This is a genomic window from Cohnella fermenti, from assembly GCF_004801405.1.
In the GTDB taxonomy this organism is placed as follows: domain Bacteria; phylum Bacillota; class Bacilli; order Paenibacillales; family Paenibacillaceae; genus Cohnella; species Cohnella fermenti.
Genome location: NZ_SSOB01000044.1, coordinates 58,953 through 74,046, shown reverse-complemented (window position 1 = coordinate 74,046; position 15,094 = coordinate 58,953). Strand labels below are relative to the sequence as shown.

Below are 15,094 nucleotides of genomic sequence, written 5' to 3'. Positions count from 1 at the left end.
CGAATGTTACGAACGGTCAGGCCACGACTTGCGATTTGGGGAGATCACCAAGCGCCAGCTGGAAATCTATGAAGCGCTAGAAATAGCCCCCCCGACCTCGTTATAATTTGGCCGGGGATTTAGGATAAAACTCCACAACCTCGTTTGAATCGCCGAATCGGGGGGCGTCGTTTGGCGCCTTCGGCATCTAGGGGACCGCCGGAGAGGCTTCAAGCCGGCGGCGTGCGGGCCAAGGAGAATCGACAGCCGGTTGCCGGTCGGGAAGGGCCGCGCGAGGAACCGCTTCCGCCGCCGCTTCGCGGGGCTTGTCTGTTATGTTAGAATAGAGAGGATTATGAATGCTTCCCTAGTACAGGAGGCCTTGCGATATGCCTGGGAAAATATTAGTAGTGGACGACGAGCGTCCGATTGCGGATATTCTGAAGTTTAACCTGGAGAAGGAAGGGTACGAGGTCGTCTGCGCGTTCGACGGCGGGGAAGCCGTCCGCCTGGCGTTCGAGATCGACCCGGACCTGATTCTGCTCGACCTGATGCTTCCGGTGAAGGACGGAATGGACGTCTGCCGCGAGGTTCGCAGCAAGCTGTCCACGCCGATCATTATGCTGACGGCGAAGGACACGGAGCTGGACAAGGTGCTCGGGCTGGAGCTCGGCGCCGACGATTACGTGACGAAGCCGTTCGGCACGCGCGAGCTGCTCGCGCGGGTGAAGGCGCACCTGCGCCGCCAGCGGAAGCTGGATGCGCGGAGCGAAGAGGACGCTGCGGAGAGCGAGCGCCAAGGGCTGAAGCTGTTTAATCTGTTCATCGACACCGACATGTACGTGGTGTACAAGAACGGGCAGCCGCTCGATCTGACGCATCGCGAGTTCGAGCTGGTTCATTACTTGGCTCGCAACAGCGGCAAGGTGATGACGCGCGAGCACCTGCTTCAAGCGGTATGGGGCTTCGAGTACTTCGGCGACGTGCGCACGGTGGACGTCACGATCCGCCGCCTGCGCGAGAAGATCGAGGATGACCCGAGCCGTCCGGAGATCATCTTGACCCGGCGCGGTCTCGGATACCTGATGCGCAATCCGAAGATGGCGACGGGCGGATTCGGGGGATGAAGCTGCTCCGTTCGTTCCGCACGATTCAAGCCAAGCTGATTATTATGGTGCTTCTGCTGATTCTGATCGCCCTGCAACTGATCGGGGTCTACTTCGTCAGCACGATGAAGAACTCGCTTATCGAGTCGTTCACGGACAATCTGAACAAGCAAGCGCAGATGCTCACCGTTCTGGCCGGATCGGCGATTACGAATCAGGAGGATGCCGGATCGGCGGAGGAGAGGGGCCAATCGGAGCTTGTCCAGTTGGTCGGCAATCTGTTCAACATCAGCGGCGTGGAGACGCAAGTGCTCGACGCGAGCGGCCGGGTGCTCGCCACCTCGCTGGAGGAGCATCAGTCCTATGTGGGCCGGAAGAACACCTCGCTCCTGGTGAGCCGCGCGCTGCAAGGAATCAACGACAACACCGAAGAGATCATCGATACCGATAATATCCGGAAGAAGATCGTCGTGAAGCCGGTCATGAACGAGAGCAAGGATAAGGTCGTCGGAGCGGTCTACATCGTGGCGTCGATGAAGGACTTGTACCAGACGGTGGAGCGCGTCAACCAGATCTTCGTCACGGGGATGCTGCTCGCGCTCGGTCTCACCGCGCTGCTCGGCATTCTGATCGCCGGCACGATCACGCAGCCGATCAAGGCGCTGACGCGCCAGGCGACGGCTGTGGCGGAGGGCCGCTTCGAGGAGCGGGTGCCCGTGCTCGGGAAGGACGAGATCGGCCAGCTCAGCCTCGCGTTTAACGAGATGACGGACCGGCTGAGCGAGGCGCTGTCCATCAACGAGGAAGAGAAGGAGAAGCTGAGCTCGATTCTGTCGAACATGAGCGACGGGGTGCTCGCGACGGACGAGATCGGCCGCGTTATCGTGGCGAACCGCCGCGCGCGGACGATGCTCAGTCTCGAGGACCTGGAGGGCCGCACCGCCTCCGAGTGCCTTGTCATCGACAAGGAGCCGATCTCGGAGGCGCTTGAAGGCAAGGAATCGATTCTGCTTATTCGCCGTCAGCCGGAGGATGAGGAATCGCTTGTGTTCCGGGTGACGCTGACGCCGATCCGGCGCCGCGACAAGGGCGTTGTCGGCTCCATCGCCGTGCTGCACGATGTCACCGAGTCGGAGAAGCTGGAGCAGACGCGCCGCGAGTTCGTCGCGAACGTATCGCACGAGCTGCGCACGCCGCTGACGACGATCAAGAGCTATGCCGAGGCGCTCGACGACGGCGCCATGGAGGAGCCGCCGCTCGCCGAGCGGTTCGTCGGGGTCATTCGAAGCGAGACCGAGCGGATGATCCGGCTCGTGACCGATCTGCTGCATCTGTCCCGCTTCGATTCCCGCCAGGCGCAGTTGCGACGCCAGACGACCGACCTCGCGGAGATGACGGAGGACGTCGTCGACCGCTTCTCGCTGCAGCTCAGGCAGAAGGCGATTACGGTTCGGGTGCAGGTGGAGCCGGGGCTCCAGAAGGCGTGGATCGACCGGGACGGCATCGACCAGGTGCTCGACAACCTGATGTCCAACGCGATCAAGTATACGCTCGACGGGGGCTCGATCGTGCTGTCGGCCAAGCTGACCGGCGCCGGCCAACTGTCGATCTCGGTGAAGGATACCGGGATCGGCATCCCGAAGAAGGATATCGCGCACATCTTCGATCGGTTCTACCGGGTGGACAAGGCCCGCTCAAGAAGCATGGGCGGCACCGGCCTCGGGCTGTCCATTGCCCGGGAAATCGTCCGCGCCCACGGAGGCACGATCGGCATCGAGTCGGAGCCGAACGCCGGAACGACGGTTACCGTTACGCTGCCGATGGCGCAAGAAGGGGGTGAGCAGCCGTGATCGAAGGTCTCAAGTCGGTCATCCTGGCGCTGCTTGTCATCGTCAGTCTCGTGCAGAGCTACTTCCTCGCGTATAGCATGCCCAGTCTGGAAGCGAACGTGAAGACGGAGCAGAACTACGTCAGCACCGATCCGCTCGGCCCGGAGGAGAAGCTCGAGAACCTCCTGTACCCGGAACAACTGGTCGTTCATATGGGCGACGATAAACATACGATTTTCTACCCGAACGATACGTTCTACGACATGGTGCTCGACAGGCTGCTCAGCCGGAAGTTCAAGGGCTTCCAGCGCGATTCGGTCGACAAGATCAACTGGGATCAGATTCGCAAGAGCGATCTGGGCATCGAGGTCCGCTTCGGAACGGCGATTCCGTTCGAGCTGCTGGAGCGCGTGTTCGAGATCGACGCGGACTTCCTGTTCTCGTCCGACCGGGTCAACCGGATCTGGATCTTCGCCCGGCAGGATCGGGAAGAGGTGCGCACGTTCTTCTTCAGCTCCGACGGCCGCAACGTCTACGAGGCGCTTCGCGCCGACCTCACCGTGCAGGACGTTCAGCAGTTCACGGGCTTCGGTCAATACTGGACCCCGTTCAAGTACTGGCAAGACGGCATCTACTTGCCGGAAGAGGCGAAGAGCTACGATATTCTGAGGGTTCCCTTCACCTCGTATACGTCCGATCAGCTCCAGCGCAACCTGTTCACCGACCCGAGCACGACCCGGACGATTCAGGACCGCCAGGACGGAACGCAGATCTATACGGATTGGAAGCGCGGCTTGAAGCTGGAGACGGACGTCGGCTGGCTGTCGTACACCGACCTCGTCGCGGCGACCGAAGCCCGGAACGACCTGTCCGACAATATCGAGTCGTCCGTTCAGTTCGTCAACGAGCACGGCGGATGGGATCAGACGCATCGGCTCGTCCGTTCCGAAGGGCCGGTGGGCGACAGTGTCATCAAGTTCCAGCAGTATTACGCCGGATTGCCGATCGTCTCGGGCGGGGGGTTCCGGTTCGGCTATATGCAGCTCACGATTCAGCAGGGCGAAGTGTCCTCCTACGAGCGTTCCATGTTCGTGATGGACAGCGAGGAGCAGGTGAAGGGAGCTTCCCAGAAGCTGCTGGCGGGCAGCGAGCTGCTCGAGAGAATCGACGAGGTGTCGGGCGGCGAGACGGTGGAGGCGATCCTCCCGGCCTATCGGCCGACGCTTGACGGCGAGACGATGCTGCTGCAGCCGACATGGGCCATTCGGCTCGCCGGCGGCGAGATGAGAACGGTCGAATAATGGAGAACGGTCGAATGATCGCGGAAGCGGGAAGGAGGGACGAGGATGGACTGGGGTCGGGCCAAGAGCGTGCTTATTCTCGCGTTCCTGCTGCTTAATCTGGTGCTCGGTTATCAGTTGTGGCTGGAGTGGCGGGAGCGGATCGATTCGACGGTCGATTGGACCTCGCTCCCTGCCGAGACGCAGCAGACGATGAACCAGAAGGGAATTCGTGTCGACGCCGAGATTCCGACGGAGACGCCGGAGATGCTTGAGCAGCTCAGCTATTCGCTGAAGGAGAACGCAAGCGGGGACGGAAGCATCGCGCTGGACCCGCAGCCCAACACGAGGGTCGTGTACTCGGAAGAGGAGCTGGAGGCGGCGCTCGGAACGACGATTCCGGAGCTCGGCCTGTACCAGTTCGATTATCCGGGCAGCCGGGACGGCGTCTATGTGTTCAACCGGATGTTCGACGGCTGGCCGATCTTCGACATCAAGCTTGAGCTGGCGTACAGCGATCAGAAGATTACCGGCTACCGCCAGGACGCGGTTGCCAGTCTGTCGCCGGAGGATTCCAAACGCCAGAAGGCGCTGCCGGCGACGATGGCGCTCGTTAAGCTGATCGCGAGCTATCTCCCGGCCGGGGCGACGATCCATGAGATCCAGCTTGGCTACCACGGGCAGATCTTCGACTCGGAGATCCAGCTCGCCGTTCCGACCTGGAGGTTCCTCCTGGATGACGGCGAAACGTATTATGTGAATGCGATCAGCGGGGAAGTCGTGACGGACAAGGAGAAGGCCGGTTCGGCCGGGTTGACGGAATAGGGAGCAAGCGGAGCGGGACCGGTCTTGCGGGAAGAGCCGCACGGGCAAGAAATAGAAGCAACGAGGGGAAAGAGGAATCGCAACATGGGACTTCGGTTTACGGTATTGTCCAGCGGTTCGACCGGCAACGCGACGGTCGTATCGTCAAGCGCGGCCACGGTTCTAGTAGATGTCGGCTTCAGCGCTAAGAGAGTAGAAGAGTTGCTGAAGGAGCGCGACCTGTCCGGAAGCGATCTGGACGCGATCTTCGTCACACACGAGCACTCCGACCATATCAAGGGCCTCGGGGCGTTCGCGCGCAAGTTCAAGCTGCCGATCTATGCGAACGAGAAGACATGGTCGGCGATGCAGAAGCATGTCGGCGAGATCGACGACGGGCAGCGGCGCTTCCTGGAGACGGACGGCGTCATGGAGCTGTTCGATCTGCGCATCGAATCGTACGGCATCTCGCACGACGCGGCGGAGCCGGTCGGCTACTGCTTCCGTTCCGAGGGAGCGAAGCTCAGCCTGGCGACGGATCTCGGCTATGTGAGCGACCGGGTCATGAACCAACTGCGCGGCTCGGACGTGCTCGTGCTCGAGTCCAACCACGATGTGAACATGCTGCGGATGGGCCGTTATCCTTGGAATATCAAACGCCGGATTCTCGGGGATAGCGGCCATCTCTCGAACGAAGCGGCGGGAGAGGCGCTGCGCAGCCTGCTCTCGGAAGGATCGACGCGCCGCGTTTACCTCGCCCACCTCAGCCAGGAGCACAACCTGATGGACCTCGCCAAGATGACCGTGACCGACGTATTGGAGGACGGCGGGATTTTCTACCACCAGCATGAATTCTCCCTCTGCGAGACGTACTACGACAAGCCGACCCTGTGGGACAAGGTCAAGGCGTAGCGGAAGACGACGCGGTCCGGGCCCCGATCTCCAGCTCCAGCGCGATCTCGCTCGTTCGGGCTTTAAGGCGCAGCTCCTCGGCGGACAGGACACCCTTCTCGATCAGAAGCTCGACGAGGGAATCGAGGACGACAAGCTGCCGATAGTGGTCCTCCTTCAGCTCCGAGAGCCGGGAGGCGAGGCCGACAAGCGCATCGGTCAGCACGGAAGGCTTGATTGGGACGGAAGGCTTCTGGGGAATGGTCATTGGCAGAACTCCCTTTCTTTACATAAGATTAAGTTCGGCGCGCGCCTTGCTTCCTTCTAGCAATTCTATTAGTATTTTAGTCAAATCCGCCAAATATATTCCGAGAGATCGGACGATATAATAGAGGACGGCAACAACTGGGGAACAGGCTCCCCACAGGATGGGATGGTGCAAGGAATGGGCTGGTTCGACGACGACTTCTACTCGACGAAGGTGAAGCGGAAGACCCGGAGAGAATTCCGGTTAGGCAGGCGAGGCTCGTATGAATTCGGCAGTCGGGACCGCTACGGACCGATGTTCAAGGTGGCGCTCGTCTCTTCCCTGGCCAGCTCGCTTGTCGTCGCCATCGTCTTCACCTTGTTCGCGGGCCACGGAGGGACCGGCAGCGGCAGCTCGCGGGTCGTGAGCACGGCGCCGATCGTGGAGACGTCCGAGCGGACGGTAACCGCCTCGGCGAAGATCCGCCCGGCGGTCGTGAGCATCATCAACCGGACGCAGCAGAACGTGGATCTGGACGACGAGGAATCGCTCGAGAACGCCAGCCTCGGCTCCGGCGTCATCTTCCGGAAGGAGAAGGGCAAGGCGCTCATCGTGACGAACGCGCACGTGCTGGAAGACGCGGCGGAGGTGCAGGTCGTCCTGGTGAACGGCAAGATGCTTCCGGCAACGATCGTCGGCAAGGATACGATCACCGACCTCGCTGTGCTGCAGATCGATGCGACGGGCATCGATACGGTGGCGGCCATCGGCAACTCGGAGACGCTGCAGGAGGGCGAGACGGTCATCGCGATCGGCAATCCGCTCGGCTTCGCCGATTCGCTCACCTCGGGAATCGTATCGAACCTGCACCGGACGATCCCGATCTCGCTTAACCAGAACGGCGTGTACGATTGGGAAGAGGAAGTCATCCAGACGGACGCGGCGATCAACGCCGGCAACAGCGGCGGCGCTCTGGCCGACCTGGACGGGAAGCTCGTCGGCATCAACAGCATGAAGATCGCCGATATGGGCGTCGAAGGGATCGGCTTCGCGATTCCGATCAACGATGCGATGCCGATCGTCGAAGAGCTGATTGCCAGCGGCAAGGTGCTTCGCCCGTATCTGGGCATCTACTCGATGAATTACGCCTCTTACCTGGATTCGCTGAAGCAGCAGCAGATGATCGAAGAAGATCCGGATGCCCAGAAGATTCCGGACGATCAGAAGATCGACGAGCTTCCAGTGCCGGACGACGTGAAGAAGGGCGTGCTTGTGCTCGAAGCGGTAGGTCCTGCGAAGGAAGCGGGGCTGAAGCTGAACGATCTCATCGTCAAGTTCGACGACCAGACGATCTCGAATACGATCGAGATGCGCAAGTACTTGTATAATCATAAGAAGATCGGGGAATCGCTTACGATATCCTTCTATCGCGACGGGAAGCTGCAGAAGGTGGCCGTGAAGCTGACGGAGAAGAACGAAGACTCGGAATAAGGAGAGATCAGGCCTTATGTATTGCGTGTGCAAGGAGCATGTGGAGTTGGCGATCGACAAGTTCGTCGACGAATACGAAGACGCGCCCGACCTGGTCAATCTGGGAGAGACGAGCTTCCGCGCCTGGACGCCGCCCGAGCGGTGCGAGTGGTGCGACGGTCCCGCAGAGATTCTGATCGTGTAAATCGTGCAATGTGTAAAATTATTTAAAAGTTTCGCAAAGCCGATTGACAGCTCCCGAGGGTCGGTGATAAAGTGTCAAATAGATTTCACAATTCGAAAGGAGGATTGCGTCCCATGCGTAACGGAATGATTGCTCCCGCGTTTCCCGCTAACCATCGCTTGGCCCGACGTAATCCCATCGCGCACAACTAACTTGGTGTGACTTCCAAGGCGCATGGTTACGTCCCCGTAATCGTGCGCCTTTCTTGCGCCGTATCAAGGGAACATACGTTCCTTGGCGGCGAGAGGCGTATCGCTTGCGGGCGGTACGCTCTTTTTTATCGGGTTTATGGTGTGAGCTGCGAGGCTTCAAGCGGATTCCTATCCGCGGAAAGGTGTGACAAGACGAGTGTTTACGGTATTGCGCAAGTTGGGCTGGTTCTTCAAGCTCCATTGGAAAAGGTACACGACAGCCGTCATTCTGCTGATCGCGGTCGGCATTCTGGAGGTTATCCCTCCGCGCCTGCTCGGTTCGACGATCGATCGAATTCACGAGGGGGCGCTCGGCACGCACGGCTTCCTCGAGGTCGTGTTCATCTGGGGCGGCATTACGATCGGGAGCTATGTTGTCACGTACGTATGGATGTATCAGCTCTTCGGCGGGGCGTTCGTGCTCGAGAGGCTGCTGCGCCGCAGGCTGATGCGGCACTTCCTGAAGATGACGCCGACGTTCTACGAGCGCAACCGGACGGGCGACCTGATGGCGCGCGCGACGAACGACCTGTGGGCCATCTCGAATACGGCCGGCTTCGGCATTCTGACGCTGATCGACTCATCGATCTTCATGCTGACGATTCTGTTCATGATGGCCGTGCTCATCAGTTGGAAGCTGACGCTGGCGGCGCTTCTGCCGCTGCCGATTCTGGCTCTGCTCATGACTGTGCTCGGGAGGAAAATCCACGACCGCTTCATGAGCGCTCAAGACGCGTTCGGCGAACTGAACGATCAGGTGCTGGAGTCGGTGTCCGGGGTTCGTGTCGTTCGCGCTTACGTTCAGGAAGAGGCGGACCGCGAGCGGTTCCATGCCAAGACGAACGATGTGCTCAGCAAGAACCTGTCGGTCGCCAGGATCGACTCCCTGTTCGAGCCGTCCAACAAGATTCTCGTTAATTTAAGCTATATTATCGGACTGTGCTACGGCGGCTATCTCGTGTTCAAGAGCGAGATTACGCTCGGCGAGCTTGTCTCGTTTAACGTGTTCCTCGGGATGCTCATCTGGCCGATGTTCGCCATCGGCGAGCTGATCAACATCATGCAGCGCGGCAACGCCTCGCTCGACCGCGTCACGGAGACGCTCGGCTACAAGCCGGACGTCGACGACGGGGCGGATCTCGTCGCCGTGCAGAAGCCGGAGGGCATCGAGTTCAACGATGTGACGTTCCGCTACCCGAGCTCGGCGATCGACAATCTGGTGAACGTGAACTTCACCTTGAAGCCGGGGCAGACGCTCGGCATCGTCGGGCGCACGGGAAGCGGCAAAACAACGATTCTGAAGCAGTTGCTGCGCGAGTATCCTGTGGGGAAGGGCGAGCTTGCGATCGCCGGCGTTCCGATCGACAAGCTGGAGATCGAGCGCCTGCTCGGCTGGATCGGTTATGTGCCGCAGCAGCCGATCTTGTTCTCGCGGACGATACGGGAGAATATTCTGTTCGGCGACGAGAACGCGACCGAGGCGGACATCCAGCGCTCGCTGGAGCGGGCTTCGTTCGCGAAGGACATTCGCTTCCTGCCGCAGGGACTTGAGACGCTCGTCGGGGAGAAGGGCGTTGCGCTGTCGGGCGGCCAGAAGCAGCGGGTGAGCATCGCCCGCGCGCTGCTCGCCGATCCGGACATTCTGATGCTCGACGATGCGCTGTCGGCCGTCGACGCGAAGACGGAGGCGGAGATCATCGAGGGCATCCGCACGGAACGCGCGGGCAAGACGACGATCATCACAACGCACCGGCTGTCCGCCGTCCAACACGCGGACTGGATTCTCGTCATGGACGAAGGCCAGGTGGTCGAAGAAGGCACCCACGAGCAGTTGATCGCGTGGGGCGGCTGGTACAAGGAGCAATACGACCGGCAGCAGCTCGAGGCGATGGTCGATGCGTCTTGACGAACGGAGCTTATCCCTATAAAGATTCTTAAAGAAGATTGAAGGTGTTCAAGCGATGGGAACGACGGGCAAGAGGCTGTTCCAATATGCCATGCTCTACAAGAAGCAGATTGTGCTGGCGCTGGTTCTCCTGCTGCTTGCGGTCAGCGTCGAGCTGATCGGACCGGTCATCGCCAAGCGAATGATCGACCAGAACATTCTCGGCATCGAGAAGACCTGGTATGCAGTCGACGAGGCAAGTGCCAAGAAGGTCGAATATAACGGCAAGTTCTACAAGCGGGAGCACCATCTGGCGGCAAGCGACGCGAAGGGCGCTCCGGCCCGCGTGCTTCAGGCGGGTGCCGGCTTCTATTGGTACGAAGGCGATGCGGTAGCAACCGGGACGCGCTCGGTCGAAGGCGGCACGATGACGGTCGTGTCGAAGGAGGGCGCAACCGCGACGTATGCGGTGACGAAGCTGAGCAAGGAGGACGTCTACGGCTTCTACAAGCCGGAGATTCCGGGCCTGCTGGCGCTCGCCGGCATCTACGTCGGCCTCCTCGTGCTCGCGGCGGGGTTCACGTACGGGCAGCGAATGCTGCTGCAGACGTCGGCGAACAAGATTGTGCAGCGGCTTCGCGAGGACGTGTTCGCGCACTCGCAGCGGCTGTCGGTGCAATACTTCGACAACCTGCCGGCGGGCAAGATCGTCTCGCGGATCACGAACGACACGGAGACGATCCGCGAGCTGTACGTCGCCGTCCTGGCGAACTTCTTCTCCGGGGCGATCTATATGGCGGCGATCCTGGGCGCGCTGTTCCTGCTCAACCCGACGCTGGCGCTCATCGCGGTGCCGCTCGTGCCGATCCTGTTCGTCTGGATCGCGATCTACCGCAAGTTCGCGGAGCGTTACAACCGCGTCATCCGCGCGAAGATCAGCGACATCAACGCGATGATCAACGAGTCGATCAACGGGATGCCGATCATTCAGGCGTTCCGTCGGCAGAAGGCGACGATGGAGGAATTCGACGGGCACAACAAGGAGTTCTACGTCTACCAGAACAAGATGCTGAGCCTGAACTCGATCACCTCGCACAACCTGACGAACGTTCTTCGGAATATTATTTTTATCATTGTGATCTGGCTGTTCTGGGGCGACCATCTCGGCAGCGCGATTACCGTCGGGGTGCTGTACGCGTTCGTCGATTACATGAACCGGATGTTCCAGCCGATCGTCGGTATCGTCAACCAGTTGTCCAACCTGGAGACGGCGCGCATCTCGGCGGAGCGGGTGTTCGAGCTGATGGACGAACCGGGCATCGACGTGGCGACCGAGAAGCTGGATCGCTACAAGGGCGAAGTCGTCTTCCGGGACGTGACGTTCGCGTACAAGGGCAGCGATTACGTGCTGAAGAACATCTCGTTCGAAGCGAAGCAAGGGCAGACCGTCGCTCTCGTCGGCCATACCGGCTCGGGCAAGAGCTCGATTCTGAACCTGCTGTTCCGCTTCTACGACATCGAGAAGGGATCGATCTCCGTCGACGGAACGGACATCCGCGAGACGCCGAAGCAACTGCTGCGCCAGCATATGGGCATCGTGCTGCAGGACCCGTTCTTGTTCACCGGCACGATCGCTTCGAACGTCAGCCTGGACAATCCGGCGATCGGCCGCGAGAAGGTCGTGAAGGCGCTGAAGGATGTCGGTGCGTACGACATGTTCCAGAGCCTGCCCCACGGCATCGACGAGCCGGTCATCGAGAAGGGGAGCACGCTGTCCGCAGGCCAGCGCCAGCTCATCTCCTTCGCGCGGGCGCTCGCCTACGACCCGGCGATCCTCATTCTCGACGAAGCGACGGCCAGCATCGATACCGAGACCGAGGCGATCATCCAGGCGGCGCTCGACGTCCTGAAGAAGGGGCGCACGACGTTCGTCATCGCGCATCGGCTGTCGACGATCCGCCAGGCCGATCAGATTCTTGTGCTCGATCACGGCGAGATCGTCGAACGGGGCAACCACGACGAGCTGATGGCGGTGCAGGGCAAATACTACGGAATGTACCAGTTGCAGCAAGGCGGGGCAGGGGGAGCGGGAGGAACCGGAGAAACCGGGGAAGCCGGAGGAACGTTCTCTCCCGCGGTGAGCGTGTGAGTGTGTGAATGGTCGGGAACCCTGACAAGAACCGCAATAACGAATGCAACGGAAATAAGGAAACCCCGGAACGTCGCGAGACGGCCGGGGTTTTCTTGCCGTTGAGGAATTCCGGGGGAGTAAACGGAATTCCGGGGGAGTAAACGGAATTCCGGGGGAGTAAACGGAATTCCGGGGGAGTAAACGGAAGTCTGGGCGAGTAAACGGAAGTCTGGGCGAGTAAACGGAAGTCCAAGGAGCGCACGGAAGGCGGAGGAGCCGGCTTATCCGGCTTATCTGGCCAGCGGAAGGGCCGCCGATCTCCAGAAGGACGAGACTTCATCCGTCTTCAGCGCCTGGCCGAACACGGCTGCGAAGTTATCCAGCGTCGCTTGGTGGGCGGCCGGGCTCGAGCCGGCAACGGCGTCGGCGACCATCGTCACGTTGTAGTCGAGCATAAAGCCGTCCCGGGCCGTCGATTCGACGCATACGTTCGTCAGCACGCCGGTGAGCACGATCGACTTGCGCTTCATGGAGCGCAGGATCAGATCGAGGTCGGTGCCGATGAACGCGCTGAAGCGGTGCTTCTCGACGACGGCGTCGCCTTCCTGCGGGAACAGCTTGTAGAACTCCGCTCCCCAGCTTCCCTTCTCGATAATGGAGGTGTTCGTGCCGAATTTATTCAGCCATGCTTCGGACTTCGTCGTGCCATCCAGCGTCATGTAGACGAACACGACGGGAACTCCGGCCGCGCGGGCCGAGGAGATCAGCGTCTCGATTGCCGGCACGCAAGCCTGGAAGGCGGCGATGTCGGCAATGCCGCTCTTCGCGGAGGCTCCTTCTTCGTGGCAGAAGTCGTTCTGCATGTCAATAATAACGAGTGCCGCATCGGTTGTGTTCAGCCAAGCGTTCATGGCTATTCCTCCGTTCGATTCATCATTAATGGGAATAATTGTGGCATACCAAGATATGTTTGTGGAGTTTGTAGCCGCAATGACTACTCATCTGTGTTCAGGTGTTATAAAATATAACATAACGAAAGGATGCGGATGACAATGGACATGGAAGGCTTGCATTCCTTTATCGCGGTTGCCCGCGAGAAGAGCATCTCCAAAGCGGCGCAGAAGCTTCACGTCACCCAGCCGACGCTGAGCGCCAGGCTCCGGAAGCTGGAGAACGGACTTGGCGTCACTCTCATCGAGAGAGGCTGGGAAGGCGTCCGCCTGACGAAGCAAGGGAGGTTCTTCCTCTCTTACTCCGTTCAGCTTCAGCAGGAGCTGGAGGAAGCCGCGTCGTTGCTTCGCCGGCGCGCGGCTCGCGAATCGGACCCTCCGATCGAGGCGGTGACCAAGGACACGAGGCTGCGGATCGGACTCGAGTCGTTCCTGTACTTCTCCTTCATGAATCCGGTTATTCGCGGCATTCAGCGGGCGGCTCCGGACAGCGAATGCAACTTCGTCAGCAAGTCTTCGAATCTGCTCATGAGCATGCTGGAGAGCGACGGGTTGGACCTGTGCGTCAGCTACATCTACGAACCGAAGCCAAATCTTCGCTCTATCAAGATTATGGAAGACGAGGCCGTGCTGATGGTGCCCCTCCAAGGCTACCCGGATATCCGCGACGACCTGAGCAACGTCGGCGAGCTGTTCGACAAGCCGTTCGTTCTCTTCGAGAATTCCCCTCTGCTGCTCTATCGGGAGGTTACCGAGAAGGTGTTCCTCTACTTGTTCGGCAAGGTCCCCGAGCGATTCCACATCGTCGACAATGTATCGGTCACGCTTGACATTCTTGCCGGCAACTTCGGGTACACCTTCATGCCGGGTTCGAGCATCTCCCACCTGCCCCCTGAGAAGCTGACCTTCCGGCCAATCCGAATACCGGCTTCGTTCCTAATCTCGCCTATCTACATCACTTATTCGGAATCGCTGGCGGAGCGTATCCCGATGAAGAGCTTGCTTGACAGCATCCGCGACGAGATTGTTAAGAAGAAGCGGGAACGGTTCGGCTAGTGCGATTCCGGCTCCGGGACAATCGAACGAACGGAGGAGAAAAAGATGGATACGGTTGATGTGCATTCTTTTATCGTTGCGAGCCGCGAACGCAGCATTTCGCGCGCGGCGCAAGCGCTCCATGTGACGCAGCCCACGTTGAGCGCCCGGCTTCGCAAGCTGGAGGAGGACCTGGGCGTGACGCTGCTGGAGCGCAATTGGGAAGGCATCCGTCTCACTGCGGAAGGGCGGTTCTTCCTCTCCTACTCTCTGCAGTTGTTCCAGGAGCTGGAGGAATCCGCGGCCTTGCTGCGCCAACGTGAAGCCCGGGAGCTGGAAGGACCGATCGATGCCGTCACGAAGGCGGATCGGCTTCGTGTCGGCGTCGAATCGTTCGTCTATCCGGCGCTGACGCGTCCGATAATCGAGGGGATTCGCCTGGCCGCCCCCGAAGCGGAGTGTCGGTTCGTCGACAAGACCTCGGACCTGCTCGTCAACCTGATCGACTGCGAGGGTCTGGATCTGTGTGTCCGGTATGCGGGCTTGGAGAAGCCTAATCTCGTCTCCCGCCAACTGTTCGAGGACCGGTTCGTCCTGCTGTATCCGAAGGCCGGCTACGAACCGATCGGCGAAGATATGACCGGAGTCGGACAATTGCTCGACAAGCCGTTCGTGCTCTTCGACAGGACTCCTCTGCTCGTGTTCCGCGACATTACGCAACCGGCCTTGATTCGCCTGTTCGGTGAGGTGCCGGACAAGTTCCATATCGTCAATGACGTGGAGGTGACGCTGGACATCGTCGCTCGCGGCTTCGGCTTCACGTTCCTGCCCGTCGTCAGCATCCTTCACTTGCTGGACGAGCCGCTGCCGTTCCATGTTACCTTGATGGATTACGAGCTGCTGCGCCTGCCGATCTACCTCACGTATTCCTCCTCCAACCGTTCCTCGCATCCGGTGGAACGGATCGCCGACGCAATGTTCGGTTGTCTTCAGGAACGGCTGAATTCGCTGTACGGCAAGCTTGCCGCCGCAACGTCGCGATGAGGCTGCTT

General features: G+C 60.1%; 13 protein-coding genes. 11 read left to right on the top strand and 2 right to left on the bottom strand.

Annotated elements, in window-relative coordinates:
* The first annotated feature begins 368 nt into the window (after window positions 1-368).
* From yycF to E6C55_RS26460, 5 genes are all read left to right on the top strand, one after another.
* A complete protein-coding gene (yycF, locus tag E6C55_RS26480) occupies window positions 369-1,106 on the top strand; it encodes a response regulator YycF (protein WP_136372846.1) in 738 nt (245 codons plus the stop codon).
* Window positions 1,103-2,935, top strand: coding sequence for a cell wall metabolism sensor histidine kinase WalK (gene walK / locus E6C55_RS26475; protein ID WP_136372845.1), 1,833 nt, complete (start codon window positions 1,103-1,105; stop codon window positions 2,933-2,935). Before yycF ends, walK begins: the two co-directional genes overlap by 4 nt.
* Window positions 2,932-4,215, top strand: coding sequence for a YycH family regulatory protein (locus E6C55_RS26470; protein ID WP_136372844.1), 1,284 nt, complete (start codon window positions 2,932-2,934; stop codon window positions 4,213-4,215). Before walK ends, E6C55_RS26470 begins: the two co-directional genes overlap by 4 nt.
* 45 nt (window positions 4,216-4,260) lie before the next feature.
* Window positions 4,261-5,019 carry a two-component system regulatory protein YycI gene (gene yycI, locus E6C55_RS26465; RefSeq protein WP_136372843.1) on the top strand — a complete coding sequence of 253 codons (759 nt, stop codon included), beginning with the start codon at window positions 4,261-4,263 and terminating at the stop codon, window positions 5,017-5,019.
* Window positions 5,020-5,103: 84 nt separating this feature from the next.
* Window positions 5,104-5,910, top strand: a complete 807-nt coding sequence (locus E6C55_RS26460; RefSeq protein ID WP_136372842.1) for an MBL fold metallo-hydrolase — start codon at window positions 5,104-5,106, stop codon at window positions 5,908-5,910.
* Here E6C55_RS26460 and E6C55_RS26455 read toward each other — a convergent pair.
* Entirely contained in the window at window positions 5,900-6,157 is a 258-nt protein-coding gene (locus E6C55_RS26455; protein WP_136372841.1) for a hypothetical protein, read from the bottom strand. The genes E6C55_RS26460 and E6C55_RS26455 overlap by 11 nt on opposite strands.
* Before the next feature lie 177 nt (window positions 6,158-6,334).
* Between E6C55_RS26455 and E6C55_RS26450 the strand changes: the two genes are divergently transcribed.
* From E6C55_RS26450 to E6C55_RS26435, 4 genes are all read left to right on the top strand, one after another.
* The gene (locus tag E6C55_RS26450; protein ID WP_136372840.1) at window positions 6,335-7,627 is read left to right on the top strand and encodes a S1C family serine protease; all 1,293 of its coding nucleotides are present in this window, start codon (window positions 6,335-6,337) and stop codon (window positions 7,625-7,627) included.
* A 16-nt stretch (window positions 7,628-7,643) separates the two neighbouring features.
* On the top strand, window positions 7,644-7,811 hold the full coding sequence (locus tag E6C55_RS26445; RefSeq protein WP_136372839.1) for a CxxH/CxxC protein: 168 nt from the start codon (window positions 7,644-7,646) through the stop codon (window positions 7,809-7,811).
* Window positions 7,812-8,198: 387 nt separating this feature from the next.
* On the top strand, window positions 8,199-9,947 hold the full coding sequence (locus E6C55_RS26440) for an ABC transporter ATP-binding protein (protein WP_136372838.1): 1,749 nt from the start codon (window positions 8,199-8,201) through the stop codon (window positions 9,945-9,947).
* Window positions 9,948-10,002: 55 nt separating this feature from the next.
* Window positions 10,003-12,075, top strand: a complete 2,073-nt coding sequence (locus E6C55_RS26435) for an ABC transporter ATP-binding protein (RefSeq protein ID WP_136372837.1) — start codon at window positions 10,003-10,005, stop codon at window positions 12,073-12,075.
* Window positions 12,076-12,347: 272 nt separating this feature from the next.
* Here the strand turns inward: E6C55_RS26435 and E6C55_RS26430 are convergent, their stop codons facing one another.
* Window positions 12,348-12,968 carry a cysteine hydrolase family protein gene (locus E6C55_RS26430; RefSeq protein ID WP_136372836.1) on the bottom strand — a complete coding sequence of 207 codons (621 nt, stop codon included), beginning with the start codon at window positions 12,966-12,968 and terminating at the stop codon, window positions 12,348-12,350.
* A 141-nt stretch (window positions 12,969-13,109) separates the two neighbouring features.
* On the opposite strand from E6C55_RS26430, the gene E6C55_RS26425 reads away from it, so the two are divergent.
* A complete protein-coding gene (locus E6C55_RS26425) occupies window positions 13,110-14,063 on the top strand; it encodes a LysR family transcriptional regulator (protein WP_168735890.1) in 954 nt (317 codons plus the stop codon).
* A 45-nt stretch (window positions 14,064-14,108) separates the two neighbouring features.
* Complete coding sequence (locus E6C55_RS26420; protein ID WP_136372834.1) at window positions 14,109-15,086, top strand: LysR family transcriptional regulator; 978 nt, start codon at window positions 14,109-14,111, stop codon at window positions 15,084-15,086.
* The last annotated feature ends 8 nt before the right edge of the window (window positions 15,087-15,094 follow it).